The following is a 22117-nucleotide window of genomic DNA, read 5'->3' as shown; positions in this document are numbered from 1 at the left end:
CTTACTTGCCCGTGTCCTTGGTGACCATCATGGCCGCGGTGCGGTCGCTGGTCATCGGGGTGACCTTCAGGCCCTTCTTGGTGGCCCAGATGTTCTTGTAGTGGTACAGCGGGATGATGCCGACGTCATCAGCCACCAGCTTGACCGAGTCGCGCAGGATGGCTTCACGCTTGGCCACGTCGAATTCCGAGGTGGATTGGTCCAGCGCGGCATCGACCTTGGGGTTGCTGTAATGGCCCCAGTTGGACGCGCCCAGGCCCTTCTTGGCGTCGACGGTGGCCAGGATGTTGACCAGCGCGTAGCTGGCTTCACCCGTGCCGTTGCCCCACGCCAGCATGCTGACGGCGAATTCGTTCTTGTTGGCGCGGCCCGAATACACAGCCCACGGCACGACTTCCACTTGCGTCTTGACGCCGATGCGGGTCCAGAACTGCGCCACGGCCTGGGCGGTTTCCGGGCCTTGCGGGTAGCGGTCGTTGGGCACGTGCATGGTCAGCTTGAAGCCGTCCGGAAAGCCCGCGGCCGCCAGCAGCTTCTTGGCCTGTTCGACATCGTTGGGGATGTCTTTCACGTCGGGGTTGTAGCCGAAGGTGCCCTTGGGCATCCACTGGTTGGCTTCGGTGGCGGCGCCTTGCAGGATGCGGTCGGCGATGGCCTTGCGGTTGATGGCCAGGTTCAGCGCCTGGCGCACGCGCACGTCCAGCAGCGGGTTCTTGTCCAGCGGCTTGCCGTTGTTGTCGGTGATGTACTGGTTGGGCGCAGGGTTGAAGCTGGGCTGCAGGATCATCACGCGCAGGCCGTCGTAGGGGTAGACGGACACGTTCGGGGCCTTTTGCAGCTTGGCCAGGTCAGACACCGACACCTTGTCGATCACGTCCACGTCGCCGGCCAGCAGGGCGGCGGTGCGGGCTGCGGCGTTGTTGATGTAGCGGTAGTTGACCTTGTCCCAGGTGGCCTTTTCGCCCCAGTAGCCGTCGTTGCGTTCCATCAGGACGCGGTCGCCGGGGGTGTAGGACACGAACTTGTAGGGGCCGGTGCCGACCATGGCCTTGCCCGAGTTGTAGTCTTCGGTCGTCGACTTTTCGCCGACGTGCTTGCTGACCACGTGCACCGACGCCAGGTTCAGCGGCAGGTCGGGGTTGGGCGCCTTGGTCTTGACGATCAGGGTCAGCGGGTCCTTGGCGGTCATCGTGTCGATGGTGCGCAGGTAGCCGGCGTAGGTGGCCACGCTGCCGGGCACGGCGCGGGCGCGGGTGTAGGAATAGATCAGGTCGTCAGCGGTGAACGGCGTGCCGTCCTGCCACTTGACGCCTTCGCGCAGCTTGAATTCCCAGGTGGTGCTGTCCAGCGGCTTCCAGCTCACGGCCAGGCCGGGCTGCAGCTTGTTCCACTTGTTTTCGATCAGCAGGTCCCAGAAGTGCAGGGCCACCGAGCGGTCGCCGGCATGGTTGTTCAGTTGCGGGTCCAGCGACGACAGCGGGTCGGCGAAGCCGATGGACAGGTTGTCGGCCGAGGCCGCGGCGGACACGCCCAGAATGGCGGCGGTCAGGGTCGAGAGAATCAGGCGTTTCATGTTCGGAGTCCTTGGTGAGGGGGAACGAGCAGTAAAGGTTCCATGGATCGCGGCGCAGGCGCCGCGGTCCGCGAGCGTCAGGCCATGTCGTTCAGGTGACAGGCGCTCAGGTGGTTGATGGCGATTCCCTTCAAAGTGGGAACCTCGGTTTTGCAGCGCGGCATCGCATGCGGACATCGCGGATGGAAGTGGCAGCCAGAGGGCGGGTTCAGCGGGCTGGGAATCTCTCCCTTGATGGCGGTAAAGGTCTTGTGGCGCGATTTCAGGTTCGGAATCTCGGCCAGCAGCGCCTGGGTATAAGGGTGGTTGGGGCGCTGGAATACCTCGTCGACCGTGGCCGTTTCCACGACGCGGCCCAGGTACATGATGACCACGCGGTCCGACAGGTGCTCGACCACGCCCAGGTCGTGGCTGATGAAGAGATACGTCAGGTTCAGCTGTTCGCGCAGGTCCATGAACAGGTTCAGGATCTGCGCCTGGATGGACACGTCCAGCGCGGCTACGGCTTCGTCGCACACCAGCATCGACGGCTGCACGGCCAGGGCGCGGGCAATGCCGATGCGCTGGCGCTGGCCGCCGCTGAACTGGTGCGGATAGCGCTGGCGCAGCGCAGGGTCCAGCCCGGCGCGCTGCAGCTGGGCGCTGACGTAGTCGTCGAACTCGCCGTTGCCCACCAGGCCGTGGATGCGGGCCGCTTCGCCCACGATCTCGTCCACGCGCAGGCGCGGGTTGAGGCTGGCGTAGGGGTCCTGGAAGATCATCTGCACTTTCAGGCGGGCGGCGTGGGCTTCGGCCGACGTCATCTCGGCCGGACGGCGGCCGTTGATCAATACTTCGCCGCCGGACGGCGTGAGCAGGCCCGCCGCGATCCGGCCCAGGGTGGACTTGCCGCAGCCGGATTCACCGACCAGGCCGACCACTTCGCCGGGGTTCACGATCAGGTCGACGTGGTCGACGGCGCGCGTGACGGCCGGCGGTCTGGACAGGCCCAGGCGCTGCAAGGCGCGGCCGGCGGCGCCCACGGGGCGTTCGCCAAAGCGCTTGCTGACCTGGCGCAGGTCGATCAGGGGCGTGACGCCGGCTTGTGCGCCGGCCGTTGTGCTGTTGCCGGCCGGCGTGTCAGGCTGCGCTTGCAACGGCGTGCCGATAGCGGATTGCTGGCTCATGCCGCCACCTCGCGCAGTTGAATCGTCGGGTGAAAGCAGCGCACCTGGTGGCCGGGCAGCACGTCGGTGATGGCGGGCGCCTGGCCGCACTGCGCCGTAGCGCGCGCGCAGCGCGCCGCGAAGGCACAGCCGGCGGGCAGGTTGAGCAGGTTGGGCGTCATGCCAGGAATCTGGCGCAGGCGTTGGCCGCGCTGGTTGTTGCTGGGCAGGCTGTCGATCAGGCCCACCGTGTAGGGGTGCTGGGGGCGATCCAGCACGTCGTCGACCTTGCCGTGTTCGACGATGCGGCCGGCGTACATCACGGCCACTTCGTCAGCCAGGCCCGCCACCACCGACAGGTCGTGGGTGATCCAGATGAGGCTGGTGCCGTGCTGCTGCGCCAGCTTCTGCACTTCGGACAGGATCTGCGCCTGGATGGTGACGTCCAGCGCGGTGGTCGGCTCGTCGGCAATGATCAGGTCGGGGCGGTGCAGCATGGCGATCGCAATGGCCACGCGCTGGCGCATGCCGCCGGACAACTGGTGGGGGTAGGCCAGCAGGCGTTCTTCCGGGCTGGGAATGCCCATCATGCCGAGCGTGTCGCGGGCCAGTTCGCGGGCCTGCGACTTGCTCATCTTGTTGTGGGCGCGCACCGTTTCGATCATCTGCACGTCCACCCGCAGGACGGGGTTCAGCGTCATCATCGGATCCTGGAAGATCATGGCGATGCGGTTGCCCTGCAGCTTGCGCAGTTCGCGCGGGGCCAGCTGGGTCAGGTCGCGGCCCTGGAACAGCACCTGGCCGCCGACCACGCGGCCGGGGGCGTCCACCAGGCCCATGATGGAAAAGCCGGTGACGGACTTGCCCGAGCCGGACTCGCCGACCAGGCCCAGGATCTTGCCGCGTTCCAGCGTGAACGACACATCGTCCACGGCGGGCAGGGTGCCGGCGCGGGTGAAGAAATGGGTGCGCAGGTTGCGCACTTCCAGCGTGGCCGGTGCGGCCGGGTTCGATGCGGCGGCCGGCGCCGCGACGGGGCGGACGGCGGTCATTTGTGGGTCCTCGGGTTCAGCACGTCGCGCAGGCGGTCGCCCACCAGGTTGATCGCCACGATGGTGACGAGCAGCGCGATGCCGGGGTAGAAACTGATCCAGTATTCGCCGGACAGCATGTATTGGAAGCCGTTGGAAATCAGCAGGCCCAGCGACGGTTCGGTCACGGGCACGCCCAGCCCCAGGAAGCTCAGCGTGGCTTCCAGCGTGATGGCGCGCGCGATCTGCAAGGTGCCGATGACGATCAGCGGCGGCAGGCAGTTCGGCAGGATGTGCTTGAGCATGATCCGCCAGTTGGGAATATCCAGGCAGCGGGCGGCTTCGACGTATTCGCGGCGGCGTTCGACCAGGGCCTGGCCGCGCGCGGTGCGGGCGTAGTAGGCCCATTCCAGGATCACCAGCGTCAGCACCACGTTGCCCACGCCCTTGCCCAGGTAGGCCAGGATCATCATGGCCACCAGGATGGACGGGAACGACAGGATCAGGTCGACCAGGCGCATGATCAGCGCATCGACCTTGCCGCCCGCGTACGCGGCCAACAGGCCCAGCAGCGTGCCGATGATGCCGGCGATCAGGGCCGAGCCCACGCCGACCATCAGGCTGATGCGCAGGCCATACAGAATGCCCGACAGCAGGTCGCGGCCCTGGCCGTCGGTGCCCAGCCAGTAATGGAAAGTACCCAGGCCGTTCATCGATCCCGGCGTCATGCGCGAATCCAGCACGTCGATCTGCAGCAGGTCGTACGGGTTCTGCGGCGAGATCCACGGCGCCAGCACGGCCGCCAGGATCAGCAGGGTGGCGATGACCAGGCCGAACACCGCCGTCTTGGACGACAGGAATTCCAGCAGGTTGCGGCGCCAGGGCGATTCACGGCGCAAGGCGGGCGTAGGGGTAGGGGTAGATGCGGCACTCATGCCGAGGCCTCCAGCCGCACCCGGGGGTCCAGCACTTTATAAAGAATGTCCACGATCAGGTTCAGCGTCACGAACAGGCACACCACCACGATCAGGTAGGCCACGATCACGGGGCGGTCCAGTGCGTTCAGGCTGTCCAGGATCAGCTTGCCGGCGCCGGGCCAGGCGAAGATGCTTTCGGTGATGACGGCAAACGCGATGGTCGAGCCCAGTTCCAGGCCCAGCACCGTCACCAGCGGAATCATGGTGTTGCGCAGCACGTGCACACAGACCACGCGAAACGGCGACAGGCCCTTGGCGCGCGCGAACTTGACGAAGTCCAGCGGCATCACGTCGCGCACGCCGGCACGCGTCAGGCGGATCACCAGCGAGATCTTGAACAGCGACAGGTTCAGCGCCGGCAGGATCAGGTGGCGCCAGCCGTCGGCCGTCAGCCACGACCACTGAAAGCCCAGGAATTCCACCGTCTGGCCGCGGCCGCTGGCCGGCAGCCAGCCCAGCGACACGCTGAACGTCATGATGAGCATCAGCGCGACCCAGAAGGTCGGCAGCGAAAAGCCGACGATGCTGCCCGCCATCACCAGCTTGGAAAAGCGGCTGTCGGGGTACAGGCCGGCCAGAAGACCCAGCGGCAACCCGATGATGACCGCCAGCAGCAGGGCGGCGATCGCCAGTTCCAGCGTGGCCGGCAGGCGCTGGATCACCAGTTCCACGGCGGGGATGTTGTAGACGAAGCTGTTGCCCAGGTTGCCGTGCAGCGCACCGTTCAGAAAGCCCAGGTACTGCTGCCACAGGGGCTTGTCCAGGCCGAGTTCGGCGATGATGCGGGCGCGGTCGATCTGGTCGACGTCCTGGCCGATCAGGATGTCCACCGGGTTGCCGATCGCGTGCAGGCCCACGAAGACGATCAGCGTCATCAGGAAGACGACCACCGCGGCTTGCGCGATACGTCGCAGCAGCCAGCCGGTCATTGCGCGGTCTCCGGGTGCGCGGGCTGCGTCGAGGCAGGTGCCCGGGCTGGGGTCCATTCATCGCCGAACACTTCGGGTTCCGAGAACGCTTCCATGTTGGCGTAGTGCACCGCCACGTCTTCGCGGTAGAACAGGCCCGCGATGCCCTGCGCCAGGCGCTTGGCGCCTTCGCTGATGGCGGGAATGTCGCCGGACACGGTGCCCTGGGTCAACGCGGCCGGGTACGAGAAGCAATGCACCCGGTCCAGGCCCGGACAGGCGCCGGCAGTCTTTTCCTGCAATTCGAACACGGGGCCCAGGTCGGGCGAATCGTGCAGTTCCTGGTCCTCTTCGCCGGCCGGCGGGGTGTAGCGGTCGCCCCAAGCGCGCACGTGCGGGGCCAGCGCCGCGAATTCCGGACGCACGGTCCAGTCGATGCGAAAGCCCGTCGAGAAGATCAGGAAGTCCAGCGTGAACACGCCCTTGGGCGTGGTGACGCGGATGTCATCGCCCGCCAGTTCCACGTCCTGCACGCCGCAGCCCAGGTTGAAGTAGGCATTCGGGTGGCGCGACACGCGCAGCGTGCTGCCGCGCGGGGGCGGCACCTGGGCGGCGTTGATGTAGTGGCGGATCTTCCACTTCCAGTCGTCGGGCAGGTTCAGGTGGCCGTGGGTCAGGCCCGGGTTGCCGGCGCCCTTGCCCTTGTTGATGCGGGGAATGTCGTTGCGGCGGATCAGCAGGTCCACGCTGGCTGCGCCGGCTTCCAGCGCGGTGGCCGCGCTGTCCATGGCCGACGCGCCCGCGCCCACCACGCCGACGCGCTTGCCGGCCAGGGTGGCGTAGTCCATCACGTCCGACGAATGGGCCCAGCGGTCGCGCGGCAGCTTGTGCGCAAAGGCCGGCACGTAGGCGCCGCCCAGGCCGTCGCGGCCGGTGGCCAGCACCACGCGGCGCGCCAGCACCGTGCTGCGGCCCGCGGGCGATTCGATGTCCAGCTGCACCAGCTGGTCGGCGCGCGGCAGCACGGCCAGGATGCGGTGTTCGTTGCGTACGTCCAGGTTCAGCACGCGGCGGTACCAGCGCAGGTAATCCATCCATTGCAGGCGCGGAATCTTGTCCAGCGCTTCCCAGGCCTGAAGGCCGAACTGCGCCTCGAACCAGGCGCGGAACGTCAGGGCGGGCAGGCCCAGCGCGGGGCCGGTCAACTGCTTGGGCGAGCGCAGCGTTTCCATGCGGGCTGTGGTGGCCCAGGGGCCTTCATAGCCTTCGGGCGCCTGGTCGAAGATGGGGGCGACAATGCCCAGGTGCGTCAGCGACGCCGCCGCGGCCAGGCCGGCCATGCCGCCGCCCACGATGGCCACGTCCAGCACCGGCTGGCCGTCGACCACGCGCGGCGTGACCCAGTTCTTGGCGGGAATTTCCAGCCAGGACAGGTCCTGGCGCAGGCGGGCTTCCAGATTGGCCAGGCCTTGCGGCGCGGGGGCCGGGGTGGCTGGGTTGGCAAGCGGCAAGTTCATAGTGCGGGGGTATCCGTAAGGGGGGCTTCATCACCGTAGATGGATTGCAGCAGCGCGCCATGCTGGCAGGCATCGTGCAGCACGAAGCCGGGCAGCAGCGCTGCCGCGGCCTGCGCCAAGGCATCGGCCAAGGCCTGGCAGGCTGGCGTCGGCGCTTGCGACTGCGGGGTGATGACCCCGAAGAAAAAAGGAATGTCCAGGTCGATCGGCCGGATCACCACGCCCGCCATCGGCGCACCGTAGGCGGTAATGGGTTCCAGCACCGACACGCCCAAACCGGCGCGCACGGCGGCCAGGGCATTGACGGACGAATTGGTTTCGATGGCGCCAAGCGGGTTGCCGCCAGGCGGCAGCGCGGCATCCAGGCGACGGCGCAGGCGGTACGGGTTGGCCATGGTGATGACGCGGCGTCCGGCCAGCTCGGCCACGGGCACCACGTCATGGCGTGCGGCCGGGTCGTTTTCCGGCAATGCGACCACACAGGGCGCCTGCCCGATCCAGTGCACCGTCAGGCCGCGGTGTTCCAGCGGCAGGCTGGTCGCGCCCAGCTGGGCCGCGCCGCTCAGCACCGCGTGCACCACGCGTTCGGGCGATGCGCTGCGCAGTTGAATGCGCGCGGCGCCGCTTTGCGCTTCGATGCGCTTGAGTGCATCGGGCACCAGCCCGGCCGCCAGCGCCGACGTGGCGGCCAGCAGCAACGGCTGCGCCTGGCCGCGCGCGATCTCCTCGGCGCGGCCGCGTATCTGTTGCAGGCTGGACAGGGCGCGTTCGACGTCGTCGTACAGCAGGAAGCCCTGGTCGGTCGGGGTCACGCGGGGGCCGCTGCGGGTGAACAGGGCATAGCCGATCTCGGCTTCCAGTTCTTGCAGCAGCCGGCTGATCGCCGGTTGCGAACGGCCGAGCAGCCGCCCGGCAGCGGTGACGCTGCCTGTGGACATGACGGCCGCGAAGGCCTCGAGTTGGCGAAGTTCCATCTGGGGTGCTTTATGCTCAGAACGAATTCTTGCCCACTCAGTATGCGCTTTACAAATAATTAAAGGGCATAAGCAAATTCCCTAATGGGGATTTCCTGATGGTTTTTCATTACTGCGAGTTATTTCAATGACTTAGGGGATATCCCTAGGACGGGCGCGGGCAAACCCGTGCCGGCGCGTCACCGAGGCGCCATGCCCTTGCGCACCGGCAGGGACGTGTCCAGCAGCTCGGCGGTGGCCTTGTCGCTCTCTTGGATACAGGGTTCCAGGGCCAGGCTGGCCAGCAGTTCATCGTAGATGTCGCCCATCAGGCCGGCCGGCCGTTTCAGGTCGCAGGACACTTGATGCACGCGCAGCAAGAGCGAGCGCATGCGTTTGACCTCCCAGAGCAGGGCAAGGACATCGGCGTTCCAGGGCTGGCGCTCGCGGATGACGCGCAGCTCGGCATGGGTAAGGGGGACTTTGAACGGCATGGTGAAAAACACTGGTTATATATCCAGTATAATCCGCCAAAAACAGGGCCGGGTTTGTTGCAGGCCGGCCAAGTGTTACCAATCGCCGAACCCTGTTTCCAGGCTCTCTCCTAGACTCGCGGCATCTCAAATGAACACGGCGAGCGCCTTCATGAAACTACTCTCTACCCTGGCAGTCATCGCCTTCCTGCTGGCGGGCTGTGCGGTCTATACGCCCAGCGGATCCGTGGTCGTCGATCCCCACGACGGCGGCGGCCGCGGCGGATTCTGTCCGCCGGGGCAAGCCAAGAAAGGCAACTGTTAGAGGCGGCAGCCGGCCAGTCTTTTCGACCGTCGGGCTGCGGCATAGGCTTGCGGTTTGATTCTGTTCAGGCCGCGGCCGACCGCAGGCGCGCCATGCTGTACACGTCTGCATAGCCGCCGTCGCGGATGGCGTAGTCGCGCAGTTGCCCTTCGACTTCGAAGCCGTGCTTGCGGTACAGCGCCACCGCGGCCTCGTTGTCGCAATAGACCGCCAGTTCGACCCGGCGCAGGTTCATCCAGTTGTCGGCGATATCCAGCAGTTCGCCCAACAGGCGGCTGCCGATGCCCTGGCGTTGCCAGGCGCTGGCCACGCCCATGCCGATGGACCCGCAATGGCTGCGGCGCACGCGTGCAAATTGTTCCAGCGTGGCACTGCCGACGACTTCGCCCTGGTGCGTGGCCACCAGCGCCACCAGGCGTTCGTTGTCGGGGGCCAGCAGCCGGCGCCAGCGTTCGGCCGGCTGGTAGGGCATCTGCAGCACCTGGCGCGCCATGGCCGGGTCGTTGTACAGCGCGGTGATGCCGGCCAGGTGGGCTTCGGCGAAGCGTTCGATGAGGATGTTCGGGGTCACGGGAAAGCGGTCGTCGGTGTGGGGGCTATCTATATATAGAGGGCAGGGCCATCAGCGCCGCTTGTCGGTTCGCCGCGGCGCCGGCAGCGGCGTGCCGACGTGGCTGGCCAGCCAGTGTTCGATCTTGTCCTCGCGGCGGGCGGCCCAGTCCTTGCCCAGTTCCAGCACCAGCATGTTGCGGGTGTCGCCGAAATCCTGGCCGGGCGCCTTCTGGAACATGGCTTGCCAGATTTCCGAGGCGACCAATTCGGTGGTGAGCAACACGCCGATGCCCTTGGCATCGATCCATAAGGGCGCCGCGCGTTCGTCGACGTGGGTCTTCAGGTTTTCCAGCAGCTTCTGGGCCATCGACGCATTGTCTTTCGAGGCCGCGATCAGGACCAGGTACTGGCGCCGGTTGCTGGACGGTTCGTCCGAATCGCCAAAGGGATTTTCCATGGTCGTGCCTTCAGGGGAAGTCTTGGGGGGGCAGCCGGTTATCGGCCGTCATGTCCGCACCATAGCACCGCGGCGCCCTGGCGTCGGATCAAGCGGTGTTTTTTTCGCGCGAATCCAGCCAGGCGCGGCCCTTGGGCGTCAGCACCGCCACGGCCGGGCCATTGGCTTCGCCGCGTGTCAGGTCGACCAGGCCGTTGGCCGTGGCGTCTTCCCAGGCAGACAGCCGGGGACACGATGTGCGCCAGGCGTCCATGATGTCGGCGTAGGTGCGCGGGTGTTCGGACACCCAGATGAGAAACTGCGCCAGGTTACCCAGTTGGGACGCGCTGGCTTCGATGGCGGGACTGTCAGGCATGACCGGCTCCTTTTCGAACAGCCAATGCCACGATACTCCCGTCAGGAAACCGGCGTCACCGTGTCGCCGGGCCGGGCCAGCTCGTGATAGATGTCGTCCAGGTAGGCGGGCAGTTCGTCGGCGGCCACGTCCGCCGGAATCACCAGGTTGTTGCGCACGCGCTTGCCGGGCTGGGCGTCATAGACGACCCACTGGTCGTCTTCGCGCAGGATGACCAGCTGGAAGCGGCGGTAGATATCGAATTTCACGGTGTCTTCCCGCCTGCGTCTTTGTCGATGAGCTTCTTCATCGACGGGGCCGGATGCAGTGCGTATTTTTCGCGTTCGTAGAAAGCTACCGCATCGGGTCGGGCATCCAGGAACACAGCGCCCATGTCGCGGGCCCGGGCATCGGCTTCGGCGTACGCCATCAGCGCCCGTCCGGCGCCGCTGCCGCGGATGGCTTCGTCGACCACCAGATCGTCTACGTGCAGGTGCGCGCCGCGGGCCAGGGTATGCACGGGCCGGATGCCCATCACGCCGACCAGCTTGCCGTCCAGGTACGCGCCGACCAGCTCATAGCCTGTGTGCGACTGGCGCCGCACGCGATGCAGGAATTCCGCTTCGTCCAGCTTGCGCAACTGCGCGATCAGGGGATAGGCCTGCGCCCAGTTGGACGGCTCGATTCTTTGCACGGCAATCATGGAATTCCCATCGATGTTCTGTCGGGCGGTCAGGCTACCATGGCCTACCCCCACCAGGAGCGACCATGGAAGAACAGGACGGTTTTCAGATCACGCGCGGCGCCGTGCAGGTGCAGGATGGATTCGTGCCGGTCATCGAGGCGCAGGGCCAGGGCCCGGACGGCCGGACGTTGCGGGGCGCCGTGACGGTGACCGAGTACGGCGTCTTCGACGACCAGGAAGAAGCGATCAACGCGGGGTGGACGATACGCGTGCGGTCGATCGAGGTGCAAGGCAACGGCTTGTCGATACGGATCGACGGTTGACGCCAAACGGCAAAAAAAATCCGGCCCGAAGGCCGGAAAAAATTACAACAACAAGCACAACGGCTCGCCGGCACGAGCCAGTGCGGTGAGAAATTTATCAGATATGCGATAGATTGCAATCCCCTGTGTCCACAAGTCGGACACATTTACCTAGACCACCCGCGTCACCGTCGTGCCGTCCCGGAACCAGCCGTCCAGGTTCGCCAGCATCAGGTCCGCCATCGCGCGCCGGGTTTCGTGCGTGCCGCTGGCGATATGCGGCAGCATCACCACGTTGTCCATGCCGTTCAGGGCGGGGGGCGTGGCCGGCTCGTGTTCGAACACGTCCAGGCCCGCCCCGGCAATGCGTCCATCGCGCAGCGCGGCGACCAGCGCGGTTTCATCCACCACGCTGCCGCGGGCGATATTGATCAGCCAGCCTTGCGGCCCCAGCGCGTCCAGCACGGCGGCGTTGACCAGGTGGCGCGTCGCGGCGCCGCCCGGCACGGCCAGCACCAGGAAGTCGCTCTGGGCGGCCAGTTCCAGCACGTCGGCGCAGTATTGATAGCGGGCAGGTGCATCTGCCCGCGGCTTGCGGCTGGTGTACAGAATGGGCATGTCGAAGGCCTCGGCGCGGCGCGCGATCTGCAGCCCGATGTTGCCCAGGCCCACGATGCCGCAGCGCTTGCCGCTCATGCGGGTACCCAGGCCGAAGCCTTCCTGCGGCCAGCGGCCTGCACGCACGAAACGGTCGGCTTCGGCCAGGCGGCGCGGGGCGGCCAGCATCAGCGCCAGCGCGGTGTCGGCAACGCAGGCGTCCAGCACGCCGGGCGTGTTGGTGACCAGAACATTGCGCGCCTGCGCCGCCGCCACGTCGATGGTGTCGTAGCCCACGCCGAAACTGAACACGCCTTCCAGCGCGGGCAGCGCGTCGATCAGCGAACGCGGCGCGCCAAAGCGGCCGCTGGTGGCGATGCCGCGGATCGCCGGGCCGTGTTCGCGCAGCAGCGCGGCCGGGTCTGGGCTTTCCCACCAGCGGTGCACGCGGTAGCGCGATTCCAGGTCGGCGGTCAGTTCGGGCAGCAGAGGGCCGACCATCAGCAGGTCGGCGGCGGGGGCGGTCAAGGTGGATGTCATGGCGGTGTTGCGGGGTGAAGGGCGGCCTGCGGGATCGCGGGCCGCCAAAGGTTGAACTACTGGACTTGAATATGCCGGGTCTTGATGATCTGTCCGTAGCGTTCGCGCTCGCTGGCGGCCAGGGCTTCCAGTTGCTGGGGCGTGGAACCATGGGCCACGGCGCCCTGCGATTCCAGCTTGGTCTTCATGGCGGGGTCGTTGGCCACCTCGCGGATCGCGGCCGACAGCTTGTCGATCACGGCTTGCGGCGTGCCAGCCGGGGCCAGCACCGCCGTCCACGAGCCCGTCTGCGCATTCTTCACGCCGGCTTCGTCGATGGTCGGCACGCCGGGCAGGGCGGGCGAGCGCGTGGCGCCCGTCACGGCCAGTGCGCGCAGCTTGCCGGAATTGACGTAAGGAATCGTCTCCAGCACCGACGCGAACAGCATGTCGACTCGGCCCGCCATCAGGTCCGTCATGGCCGGGCCGCCGCCCTTGTAGGGCACGTGCATCAGGTCGACGCCGGTGGCCTGTTGGAAGATTTCGCCGGACAGGTGCGGCGCGCCGCCCGTGCCCGAACTGGCATAGGTGTGCTTGCCCGGCTGCGCCCGCGCCAGGCTCACCAGTTCCGTCACATCCTTGGCGGGCAAGCTGGCGGGCACCACCAGCACGAACGGCAGGTCCGAGAACAGCGACACCGGCGCAAAGGCCTTGGCCGGGTCCGAGTGCAGCTTGTAGATCCACGGGTTGATGGCCAGCATGCCGGAATTGGCGAACAGCAGCGTGTAGCCGTCGGCGTTGGCGCGCGCCACCAGGTCGGCGGCGATCTGGCCGCCCGCGCCGGGGCGGTTGTCCACCACGACGGACGCGGACAGCTTGTCGCCCAGCGCCGCGGCCAGCAGCCGCGCCGAAATATCGGTGCCGCCGCCAGGCGCGAACGGCACGATCAGGTTGATGGCGCGTTCAGGGTAGGGCGCAGCCTGCGCCGCGCTCGGCAGGACGCTGCTGGCGGCCAGGGCCAGCAGCGCGGCAATGAGCCGGATGCGGGGGCGCGCGGGTCGGTTTGTCTCCATGGATCTTCTCTTTGTGGTGGATGGGTGGGCAACGAAGGTCGGGCGATTCCGTCCGCGAAAACACGGCTGCGGCGGTTCGCCTCGAGGGTTGGGGGCAGGGCCCGCCGACACGGCGCGAAGCCTCCTTTTGTGTCGGTGGACCGGGGTCTGGTCCCTGCGGCCGAGTATAGGAATGCCTGTCGATGGATGACTGTTCGAGCTATAAATAGCATTGATCAATTCAAGGATTGAATCGATGGAATTCCGCCAGCTTGAATGCTTCATCGCCGTGGCCGAAGAACTGCACTTCGGCCGCGCAGCGCAGCGCCTGTGCATGACGCAGCCGCCGCTGTCGCGGCAGATCCAGTTGCTGGAGCAAGACCTGGGCGTGACGCTGTTCGAACGCAGCAGCCGCCAGGTGGAACTGAGCGCGGCGGGCAGGCGCTTCTTGCGCGATGCCCGCCACTTGCTGGAGTATTCCGCGCGCGCCGCGGCCATCGCCCGGCGCACGTCGGGCGGCGAGGCCGGGCACATCACGCTAGGGTTCACCGCGGTGGCGTCGTACCGGCTGATGCCGTCGCTGGTGGTGCGGGCGCGCAAGCGGCTGCCCGGCGTGGACATCCAGCTGCGCGAAACCGTCAGCACTGATCTGTCGCGCCTGTTGGTGGCGCGCGAGGTGGATGCGATCCTGGCGCGCAGCGTGCCGCAGCAAAGCGGCATCGAAGCCCGCCTGATCGAGCGCGAGCCGCTGGTGCTGGCGCTGCCGGCAGGGTCGCCGCTGTGCGCGCACGCCGTCGTGCCGCTGCGCCTGTTGCAGGGGCAGCCGTTCGTGCTGTATTCGCCGCGGGAAGGCAAGTACTTCTATGACCGCATCGTCGGCGCCTTCGGGCTGGCCGACGTGCAGCCGGAATACGTGCAGCGCGCCAGCCAGACGCACACCTTGCTGGCCTTGGTGCGCGCCGGGCTGGGTGCAGGCATCGTGCCGGATTCGGCGCGCGAGCTGCGCCTGGAAGGCGTGGAATTCCGGCCGCTGGGCCAGCGCGATCTCTATGCCGACATGTACCTGGCGTGGCACGCGCAGCACGACAACCCCGCGCTGGCCGCGTTTCTTACGCAGGTCGCAGAAACGGCGTGACGCGCAGGCGGCCTACCAGCGATGCGTGTACATCGCCGTCAGCACCGTGCCGGCGGCGGGCAGGCGGCTGCTGTTCAGGCTGTTGCGCATCAGCTGGCTGTACTGCGGGTAGTAGTCGCGATTGAACAGGTTTTCGATGCCCAGCGTCAGCGTGTCCTGCTTGCTCAGTTCGTAGCGGCTGATCAGGTCCACCGTGGTGTAGCTGCTGACCTCGCGGCGCCCGAAACTGTTCACGCCGTCCAGCCGGTAATCCTTGCTGCCGAAATACGTGACCTGCACGCGGTTGCTCCAGCGCTCGTTGGGGCGGTATTGCAGGTAGCCTGTCAGCTTGAGCGGCGGGATGCGGTAGCCGGTCATGGGCTGGCTGGGCTGGCCGTCCGGTGTTTCGCGGCCACGCGTCCAGGTGAAGGTGCCGCCGGCGCCCCAGCGGTCATCGTCGGTGCTGTAGTCCAGGCTGCCTTCGACGCCGAAGATCTTTTCTTCCGTGCGGGTCAGGATCAGCCCGTTGTTGAAGCTTTGCACGTCGCCCAGCTTGGACGTCGAATAGAACACCGCCAGCGTCGCCGACGTATTGCCGAAGCCGCCGCGCCAGCCCAGTTCATAGTTGTTGGTCTTCACCGGTTGCAGGTCCGACGACGCAATGTCGAAGCCCGGGCGGGCATTGCGCATCTGCACGCCGATATCCGGCAGCTGGAAGCCCTGGCTGAACGAGGTATAGAACTCCTGCCCGCGCACCGGCGCATAGGCCAGCCCTGCATTGAACAGCAGCGCGTCGTAGCTGACCGAGCCGCCCTTGATCGTCTGCGGATTGGCCACCCGCGACTGCGACAGCGGCACGAAATCGTCGAAACGGGCGCTGGAATATTCGTAGCGCACGCCGCCTTGCGCGGACCACTGGTCGTTGAACTTGTGTTCCAGCTGGCCGAACAGGCCGGTGCTACGGGTGGTCAGCTCGGGCATGTAGGTCACGGTGCCGGTGCGGCGAAACACCCGTCCGCCGCTGGCGTCGTACGCCACGGGGTCGAAGATGTCGTTCGGCATGTCGCTGCGTTCCTGGTTGAAGTCCAGGCCCCACAGCAGCTTGGTGCGCTTGGCATCGCCCAGCGGCGTGTCCACCGTGATGCGGCTGCCGAGCACGTGCGAATTCTGCATCACCTGGTCGACGTTGTTGCCGCGCGTGACCACGGCGCGCGCATCGAACGGCGTGAAGCGGGTGTAGTAGTCGCGGTAGTACACCTGGGTGCTGAGCTTGCTGCCCCACAGCGACTGGTGCTGGTATTCCAGGTTCACCAGGGTATTGCGGATCTGGTTCTGGTCGTCCAGCTGCAGCCCGTCCAGCGGGCGCGCCGTGGCCGAGCCCGGCGGCAGGCGCGCTACCGCGGGGTCCGACGCGTAGCGGGTGTCCTGGTCGGCGTTGTAGTGGCTGACCGACAACTGCACGCGCTGGTTGTCGTCCAGCCGCACGCCCAGCTTGGCGCCCACATTGAAGGCGTTGGCGTTGAACATGTCGCCCTGGCTGGGCTCGGGGGCGATGCGGTTGCCGTTGGCGTCGTACGAACTGCCGATATGCCGGCCGCCCACGTCGAAGGCGTAGTCCAGCTTGCCTTGGCTGCCGGCAAAGTGCTGCTGCAACTGGCCGCCCAGGCCGTCGGCGCGCAGGCGCGTCAACGGCGACGTGGCGCTGAGCGTGGTCTCGGCCACGTCGGGGCCGCCGGCCGGGCGCGTGGTGATGGACACGATGCCGCCCGTGGCGCCCGCGCCGTAGATCGCGCTGCTGCCGCGCAGGACTTCCACCCGTTCGATCAGCCCGGGGTCGATGTTGGCCAGGTTGCGCGCGGAATCGCGGTTGGTGTTCAGCGGAATGCCGTCCACCAGCACCAGCATGCTGCGCCCGCGCAGCGTCTGGCCATAGTCGGTGATGGTGCGGCTGGAATCGGCCATGCCCGGCACCGCCTTGGCCAGCACCGTGGCCAGGCTGTCCGAACCCGTGCGCAGTTCCTGCAACTGGTCACGCTCGATCACCGTGGTCTGCCGGGTCGGGCTGGCCAGGTCGGACTGGGTGCGCGACGCGCTGACTTCCACCGCGGCCAGCGTCACGGGGCCGGCCTGGGCGGCCGCGGCCCGTTGCAGCACGATGGCATTGCCTTCGCGGCGCTGTTCCAGGCCGCTGCCGCGCAGCAACTGCGCCAGCGCCTGTTCGGGCGTATAGCTGCCCGACAGGGCCGGCGCTTGCAGGCCCGCCACCACCTCGGGCGTGTAGAACAATTGCAGCGGCGTGCGCTGCGCCAGGCTCTTGAGTGCGGCGTCCAGCGGTTGCGCGGGCATGCTGAAGGCGATCGGGGCGGGGGCGGGCTGTGTCTGCGCGGCAACCGGTGCGCAGGCGCAGGCCAGCGCCAGGGCGACGGGCGCCAGGCGTAGCGCGCCGGCTCGCATGCCGCCGCGCGATGGGCGACGCGAGTCCATTGCGGAGTGTTCCAACCCCAAGTGTTCCAACCATGCCTGCACGTTCCTGCTCCTGTTCTTTGCCGTAGGGGTGTCCGCCGCTTTTGCCGCCCGGGACAGGCGTGATGAAGCGGGGTTGCTTCTGCGGAAGACGCAATCCGGCGAAAAAACCTGAATGGAAATTTGTAACGACGGCGCGAAAGCCGATGCCTGCCGCGGCGACAGGATCAGCGCGCGCTCACCTGCGCCGTGCCGTCCGGCAGCCGGCGCACCGCCACCGGCAGCAATTGGGGCAGGGCGGCCAACAGGCTGTCGGGGTCGGCGGTGTTGAACATGCCTGTCAGGCGCATGCGGGCGGACGCGGCATCGACCACGATCGGCATGGGGCGGTAGCGCGACACTTCGCGTGCCACGTCGGCCAGCGCCGCGTTGGAAAACACCAGCTTGCCGTTGCGCCAGGCCAGCACCGCGTCGACATCGGCGGCCGTCACCGGCCCCAGTCGGCCCTGGGCGTCCAGCGCTACGCGCTGTCCGGCTGTCAGCGCGGCGGTCGCGCCCGTGGGGCCGGGCGCGCCGTCGACCCGCACCGACCCGGACTCGACCACCACGTCCGCGCCGCCGTCGTCGCGCCGCACCTCGAAGCGCGTGCCCGTGACGGTGACCGACCCGCGGCCCACGTCAACGACGAACGGCCGCTGCGAATCGTGCGCCACCGTGAACATCACCTGGCCCGCCACCAGTTCCACCTGGCGCTGCGCCTTGCCCAGCCGCACTCGTACCTGGCTGCGCGTGTTCAGCTCCAGCAGCGAGCCATCGGGCAATTGCAGTTGCTTGCGTTCGCCGATGCCCGTGGCCAGTTCCATCCTCTGGTCACCGGGCATCATCAGCACGACGCCGCCCGCCACGGCCAACGCCAGGGCCAGCGTCGCGCCCGCGCCCACCAGGAATTTGCGCCGACGCGGCGCGGCGGCCTGGCGTTGCATGCGTTCGGGCTGCACCTGGGCAGACGCTTGCCACAGGCGCTCAAGAAAATCGTATTCGTAGCGGTGGCGCGGGTCGGCCTCCAGCCAATCGCGCAGCGCCTGCCGCTCGGCCTCGGTCATGTCGCCCGACTGCGCGCGCGCAAACCAGCGCGCGGCGGCGTCAGCCGTAGAGGGCGGGGCGGGCAGGGTGTGTGTCATGGCAAGGGCGCGCGGCTAGTGCGGCGCATGCGCGCTAAGGCGCTGGCGCAGGTGGCGCAAGGCGCGGATCATGTGTTTTTCGACCATGTTCTTGCTAAGGCCCATGCGTTCGGCGATCTCGGCCTGGGTCAGGCCTTCCAGCCGTTGCCACAGGAACACCTGGCGGCATTTTTCGGGCAGCTCGGCTAGCGCGCGTTCCAGGTCCTGCGTCAATTGGCCCGACCGGGCCTGCGACACCGGGTCGCCCAGGCGGCTGGGGTGGGCCGCAATGATATCAAGCGGCAGCAGCTCGACGCCGCCTTCGCGCCGATGCTGGTCGATGACCAGGTTGCGCGCCGTCTGGTGCAGATAGGCGCGCGGCTCCCGCACGGCGGCGTCATCCGCCTCCAGGCACTTGAGCAGGGTGTCGTGCGACAGGTCTTCGGCCGCGGGCCGGTTGCCCAGGCGTCGCGTCCACGTGCGCAGCAATTCCTCGTAGAAGGGCAGGAATCCCTTCGCGCGTGATAAGCGGCTTGCCATACCGGTGGCCGTAAAGTGGGACCGGAATGATAATGCGTTGCATTTGATTGTGGCAAGCGGCTTTGGCCGGCAGCGCCCGCCCGTTCAGGCCGGCATCTTCTTCTTGCCCATCAACGCCAGCGTCAGCGCGCGCCCGCGCCGCATGAACGGATACAGTGCGGCCGACAGGCACGGGTTGCGAAACACCGCGGCGTTCACCTTGTTGAACAGGTCGTTGTCGGTGCTGATGAGCGCCAGCCGGTTGATGCAGTCGGCGCCCCAATAGGTCTTGCCGTCCAGCCGCAGCAGCATGCCTTCGTTCAGGTCATAGCCTTGCTGGCGAAAGGCGGCGGCCAGGTCCGGGTGCTCGCGCATGTTCAAGAGCGCCACCGGCCCCACGGCCTTCTGCAACTGCACCCTTTGCACGTAATTCGTGCAGAACGGGCAGTCGCCGTCGTACAGCAGGAAGTTCTGGGGGGTGGTATCCATATAGAGAGCTTACCAGCCTAGTTCCAGTCGATATCTTCCTGCAGATACCACGGACCGGCCAGGGGCGTGACGACCAACTGGGGGTGCGACGACAGCAGCGGTTCCTGCGGCGAATATTCGTACCAGAGCAGGTAGCGGTCCGCCACGTCCAGCGTGGCATGCGCCACGGCGCCCGACGCGTCGTACTCGATATGAAAGGCGTCAATCGCCAGCCCCAGCTCGCGGATGCGCCGACGCAAATCCGCATGCTGGGCGGCCGCTTGCGCATCAAAGGCCTGGGCCGGCGGTTGACCTGGCAATTGGCACTTTTCGCCGGCCGGCTCGCAATATCGAATGGTTGCTTCAAGGGTTGCTTCTGGAATGGCCGCGTATTGCTTGGCCGCGAACTCCAACTGCTTCGGCCCCTCGGCCGAATAGCTGGAGATGCGCAGCGGTTGCACATAGGCAAGCAAGGCCTCCAACCGGGGCACGTCCGACGCGCCTGGCTGCCGATAGGCGTGCCAGCCCCAGGCGCCGGCCAGCGCCAACGCCACCACGGCCAGGGCCCCGCCGATCCCGCCCCGGGCCCCGCCTATCCGGATACCGCGCGTCATCTCGCCGCCTACGCCGCCGCGTCCGCCCACGCCAGGTGCATGGCGTAGTCACGCACGTCCTGCGGCCAGTCGGCCAACTGCCGCGCGAACCGCTCGCGGTCGCCGGCATACAGGGCGCGCGTGGCTTCTTCGAAGCCCGCCAGGTTGCCCGCCATGCTGGACATGAAATGGTAGGCGGCCTCCTGGCGCTGGCGTTGCTGGTCGCGCGCCTCGTTGTCGCGGCGCGCCTGTTCCACCAGCTTGCGCAGCGCCACCGAGGCGCCGCCGGGCTGCGCGCCCAGCCAGTCCCAGTGGCGCGGCAGCAGCGTCACTTCGCGCGGCACCACGCCCAGCTTGGGCCGACCGCGGCCGCGCGGGGCAGCGTCGGCGGCCTCGGCCGCGTCTTCCACTGGCGCGGCGCTGGCAATAGGCTGCGGCTGGTAGCGCTGGCGAATCTGCGCGTCGTCGCCACGCAGGTCCAGGTCGACCTGCTTGCCGGTCTGGTCATCGAACACCAGGATGGCGGCATCGCTGCCGGCGGCCGAGGTTTGCCGCACGGTCAGCGCTATATCGGCCAGCGGCCCGCGCGCCAGCAGGCGGTGGCCTTCAAAGGCGGTATGCAGGGCGCCCGCGGGCGTTGCGGCAGAGGAGGGAATCGTGGTCATGGCGGTACGGGTTAAATTTTGCCCGGGTAAATTTGATGGAATGCATTGTGATCCGCCGAAAAGCGTCTGTCAATATAATCCGGGTAAAAATAGTCGCGGCCGCGCCACGCCCATGAAAAAAGTCGCAAAAATCCTGCGCCGACCTAGGGTCAATACCTAGTCAAAACACACAGGCGGCGTATAATCTTGCTTTGCGCCCGGAGTTACCCATGCGTCTCGTTCAAAAAGCGCTCACCTTCGACGATGTGTTGTTGGTGCCTGCGTATTCCGAGGTGTTGCCGCGCGACACCTCCCTGGCCACGCGCCTCACCCGCAACATCAGCCTGAACATCCCCCTCGTGTCCGCCGCCATGGACACCGTCACCGAGTCCCGCCTGGCCATCGCCATGGCCCAGGAAGGTGGCATCGGGATCATCCACAAGAATCTGTCCGCCGACGCCCAGGCCCGTGAAGTCGCCCGCGTCAAGCGCCACGAATTCGGCATCGTGATCGATCCGGTCACCGTCACCCCCCAGATGAAAGTGCGCGACGCCATTGCGTTGCAGCGCCAGCATGGCATCTCGGGCCTGCCGGTCGTCGAAGGCCGCAAGCTGGTCGGTATCGTCACCAACCGCGACCTGCGTTTCGAAGAAAACCTCGACCAACCCCTGCGCAACATCATGACGCCGCAGGAACGCCTGGTCACCATGAAAGAAGGCGCCACGCTCGATGAAGCGCAGGCCCTGATGCACAAGCACCGCCTCGAGCGCGTGCTGATCGTCAACGACGGCTTCGAGCTGCGTGGCCTGGCCACCGTCAAAGACATCGTCAAGAACACCGAACACCCGCTCGCCAGCAAAGACACCCAGGGCCAGTTGCGCGTCGGCGCAGCGGTCGGCGTGGGTGCCGGCACCGAAGAGCGCGTGGAAAAGCTGGTTGCCGCTGGCGTCGACGTCCTCATCGTCGACACCGCCCACGGCCACTCCAAGGGCGTGCTGGAAGGCGTGCGCTGGGTCAAGCAGAACTACCCCAAGGTTGAAGTCATCGGCGGCAACATCGCCACCGCCGCCGCCGCGCGCGCGCTGGTCGAGTACGGCGCCGACGGCGTCAAGGTCGGCATCGGCCCCGGCTCGATCTGCACCACCCGCATCGTCGCCGGTGTCGGCGTGCCGCAAATCCATGCCATCTCTGAAGTCGCCAAGGCGCTCGAAGGCACGGGCGTGCCCCTCATCGCCGACGGCGGCATCCGCTACTCGGGCGACGTCGCCAAGGCCCTGGCGGCCGGCGCCTTCTCGTGCATGATGGGCGGCATGTTCGCCGGCACCGAAGAAGCCCCGGGCGAAGTCGTGCTGTTCCAAGGCCGTTCGTACAAGTCGTACCGCGGCATGGGCAGCCTGGGCGCCATGACCGACGGCTCGGCCGATCGCTACTTCCAGGACCCGGCCAACAACGCCGACAAACTGGTCCCCGAAGGCATCGAAGGCCGCGTCCCCTACAAGGGCAGCGTGCTGGCCATCATCTACCAACTGGTCGGCGGCATCCGCGCCTCGATGGGTTACTGCGGCGCCGCCACCATCGACGACATGCGCACCAAGGCCGAATTCGTGGAAATCACCTCCGCCGGTGTCCGCGAATCCCACGTGCACGACGTACAGATCACCAAGGAAGCGCCCAACTACCGCGCCGACTGATCCCCGTACAGTCAACTACAATGTCATGCATCACGCACCGGCAGAACCGCAAAATCAGTCAGCGG

The 22117-nt window shown here is 67.1% G+C and carries 25 protein-coding genes; 4 read left to right on the top strand and 21 right to left on the bottom strand.

Going from position 1 to position 22117, the window contains the following annotated elements:
- Position 1: 1 nt before the first annotated feature.
- From HV798_RS13865 to HV798_RS13830, 8 genes are all read right to left on the bottom strand, one after another.
- Positions 2-1573, bottom strand: a complete 1572-nt coding sequence (locus HV798_RS13865) for an ABC transporter substrate-binding protein (protein ID WP_175192145.1) — start codon at positions 1571-1573, stop codon at positions 2-4.
- Positions 1574-1650: 77 nt separating this feature from the next.
- Positions 1651-2739 (bottom strand): ABC transporter ATP-binding protein, encoded by a 1089-nt coding sequence (locus HV798_RS13860; RefSeq protein WP_246288792.1) that lies wholly within the window; start codon positions 2737-2739, stop codon positions 1651-1653.
- The gene (locus HV798_RS13855) at positions 2736-3770 is read right to left on the bottom strand and encodes an ABC transporter ATP-binding protein (protein ID WP_025136124.1); all 1035 of its coding nucleotides are present in this window, start codon (positions 3768-3770) and stop codon (positions 2736-2738) included. The genes HV798_RS13860 and HV798_RS13855 overlap by 4 nt, the downstream gene beginning before the upstream one ends.
- Entirely contained in the window at positions 3767-4684 is a 918-nt protein-coding gene (locus HV798_RS13850) for an ABC transporter permease (protein ID WP_175192146.1), read from the bottom strand. Before HV798_RS13850 ends, HV798_RS13855 begins: the two co-directional genes overlap by 4 nt.
- Positions 4681-5655, bottom strand: a complete 975-nt coding sequence (locus HV798_RS13845) for an ABC transporter permease (RefSeq protein WP_025136126.1) — start codon at positions 5653-5655, stop codon at positions 4681-4683. The genes HV798_RS13850 and HV798_RS13845 overlap by 4 nt, the downstream gene beginning before the upstream one ends.
- Complete coding sequence (locus tag HV798_RS13840; protein ID WP_175192147.1) at positions 5652-7151, bottom strand: flavin-containing monooxygenase; 1500 nt, start codon at positions 7149-7151, stop codon at positions 5652-5654. The genes HV798_RS13845 and HV798_RS13840 overlap by 4 nt, the downstream gene beginning before the upstream one ends.
- Positions 7148-8125 carry a LysR family transcriptional regulator gene (locus HV798_RS13835; protein ID WP_025136128.1) on the bottom strand — a complete coding sequence of 326 codons (978 nt, stop codon included), beginning with the start codon at positions 8123-8125 and terminating at the stop codon, positions 7148-7150. The genes HV798_RS13840 and HV798_RS13835 overlap by 4 nt, the downstream gene beginning before the upstream one ends.
- Before the next feature lie 179 nt (positions 8126-8304).
- On the bottom strand, positions 8305-8598 hold the full coding sequence (locus tag HV798_RS13830; protein ID WP_025136129.1) for a hypothetical protein: 294 nt from the start codon (positions 8596-8598) through the stop codon (positions 8305-8307).
- Between the two features lie 151 nt (positions 8599-8749).
- On the opposite strand from HV798_RS13830, the gene HV798_RS13825 reads away from it, so the two are divergent.
- A complete protein-coding gene (locus tag HV798_RS13825) occupies positions 8750-8902 on the top strand; it encodes a hypothetical protein (RefSeq protein WP_175192148.1) in 153 nt (50 codons plus the stop codon).
- Positions 8903-8966: 64 nt separating this feature from the next.
- On the opposite strand, the gene HV798_RS13820 is transcribed toward HV798_RS13825, so the two are convergent.
- From HV798_RS13820 to HV798_RS13800, 5 genes are all read right to left on the bottom strand, one after another.
- Positions 8967-9473, bottom strand: coding sequence for a GNAT family N-acetyltransferase (locus HV798_RS13820; RefSeq protein WP_175192149.1), 507 nt, complete (start codon positions 9471-9473; stop codon positions 8967-8969).
- 51 nt (positions 9474-9524) lie between these two features.
- Positions 9525-9911, bottom strand: coding sequence for a hypothetical protein (locus HV798_RS13815; RefSeq protein ID WP_025136131.1), 387 nt, complete (start codon positions 9909-9911; stop codon positions 9525-9527).
- A gap of 88 nt (positions 9912-9999) precedes the next feature.
- Positions 10000-10266, bottom strand: a complete 267-nt coding sequence (locus HV798_RS13810; protein ID WP_025136132.1) for a hypothetical protein — start codon at positions 10264-10266, stop codon at positions 10000-10002.
- Positions 10267-10307: 41 nt separating this feature from the next.
- The gene (locus tag HV798_RS13805; RefSeq protein WP_025136133.1) at positions 10308-10514 is read right to left on the bottom strand and encodes a DUF7661 family protein; all 207 of its coding nucleotides are present in this window, start codon (positions 10512-10514) and stop codon (positions 10308-10310) included.
- Positions 10511-10948 carry a GNAT family N-acetyltransferase gene (locus HV798_RS13800; RefSeq protein ID WP_175192150.1) on the bottom strand — a complete coding sequence of 146 codons (438 nt, stop codon included), beginning with the start codon at positions 10946-10948 and terminating at the stop codon, positions 10511-10513. The genes HV798_RS13805 and HV798_RS13800 overlap by 4 nt, the downstream gene beginning before the upstream one ends.
- 65 nt (positions 10949-11013) lie before the next feature.
- Here HV798_RS13800 and HV798_RS13795 point away from each other — a divergent pair, with 65 nt between their 5' ends.
- Positions 11014-11253 carry a hypothetical protein gene (locus HV798_RS13795; protein ID WP_175192151.1) on the top strand — a complete coding sequence of 80 codons (240 nt, stop codon included), beginning with the start codon at positions 11014-11016 and terminating at the stop codon, positions 11251-11253.
- Between the two features lie 150 nt (positions 11254-11403).
- Here HV798_RS13795 and HV798_RS13790 read toward each other — a convergent pair whose 3' ends face one another.
- The gene (locus HV798_RS13790; protein WP_175192152.1) at positions 11404-12369 is read right to left on the bottom strand and encodes a 2-hydroxyacid dehydrogenase; all 966 of its coding nucleotides are present in this window, start codon (positions 12367-12369) and stop codon (positions 11404-11406) included.
- Positions 12370-12425: 56 nt separating this feature from the next.
- Positions 12426-13421 carry a Bug family tripartite tricarboxylate transporter substrate binding protein gene (locus HV798_RS13785; protein ID WP_175192153.1) on the bottom strand — a complete coding sequence of 332 codons (996 nt, stop codon included), beginning with the start codon at positions 13419-13421 and terminating at the stop codon, positions 12426-12428.
- A gap of 235 nt (positions 13422-13656) precedes the next feature.
- Here HV798_RS13785 and HV798_RS13780 point away from each other — a divergent pair, with 235 nt between their 5' ends.
- A complete protein-coding gene (locus HV798_RS13780) occupies positions 13657-14535 on the top strand; it encodes a LysR family transcriptional regulator (protein ID WP_175192154.1) in 879 nt (292 codons plus the stop codon).
- Positions 14536-14547: 12 nt separating this feature from the next.
- Here the strand turns inward: HV798_RS13780 and HV798_RS13775 are convergent, their stop codons facing one another.
- The 6 genes from HV798_RS13775 to HV798_RS13750 all read right to left on the bottom strand — a co-directional run bounded on the left by HV798_RS13775 (position 14548) and on the right by HV798_RS13750 (position 20382).
- Positions 14548-16998, bottom strand: coding sequence for a TonB-dependent receptor (locus tag HV798_RS13775; protein ID WP_281360863.1), 2451 nt, complete (start codon positions 16996-16998; stop codon positions 14548-14550).
- Positions 16999-17204: 206 nt separating this feature from the next.
- Entirely contained in the window at positions 17205-18158 is a 954-nt protein-coding gene (locus HV798_RS13770) for a FecR family protein (RefSeq protein ID WP_175192155.1), read from the bottom strand.
- Positions 18159-18173: 15 nt separating this feature from the next.
- A complete protein-coding gene (locus tag HV798_RS13765) occupies positions 18174-18677 on the bottom strand; it encodes a sigma-70 family RNA polymerase sigma factor (protein ID WP_025136140.1) in 504 nt (167 codons plus the stop codon).
- 84 nt (positions 18678-18761) lie between these two features.
- Positions 18762-19145, bottom strand: a complete 384-nt coding sequence (locus HV798_RS13760) for a DCC1-like thiol-disulfide oxidoreductase family protein (protein WP_175192156.1) — start codon at positions 19143-19145, stop codon at positions 18762-18764.
- 17 nt (positions 19146-19162) lie between these two features.
- Positions 19163-19738: a hypothetical protein gene (locus HV798_RS13755; protein WP_175192157.1), complete on the bottom strand. Its 576-nt coding sequence runs from the start codon at positions 19736-19738 to the stop codon at positions 19163-19165.
- A gap of 8 nt (positions 19739-19746) precedes the next feature.
- Positions 19747-20382: a DUF2239 family protein gene (locus HV798_RS13750; protein WP_175192158.1), complete on the bottom strand. Its 636-nt coding sequence runs from the start codon at positions 20380-20382 to the stop codon at positions 19747-19749.
- Between the two features lie 209 nt (positions 20383-20591).
- Between HV798_RS13750 and guaB the strand changes: the two genes are divergently transcribed.
- Positions 20592-22052: an IMP dehydrogenase gene (gene guaB / locus HV798_RS13745; RefSeq protein ID WP_175192159.1), complete on the top strand. Its 1461-nt coding sequence runs from the start codon at positions 20592-20594 to the stop codon at positions 22050-22052.
- Positions 22053-22117: the final 65 nt, after the last annotated feature.

The organism is Achromobacter deleyi (assembly GCF_902859705.1).
Taxonomy (GTDB): domain Bacteria; phylum Pseudomonadota; class Gammaproteobacteria; order Burkholderiales; family Burkholderiaceae_B; genus Achromobacter; species Achromobacter deleyi.
The sequence above is the reverse complement of the archived record's forward strand: the minus strand, read 5'-3'. Positions and strand labels throughout refer to the sequence as shown.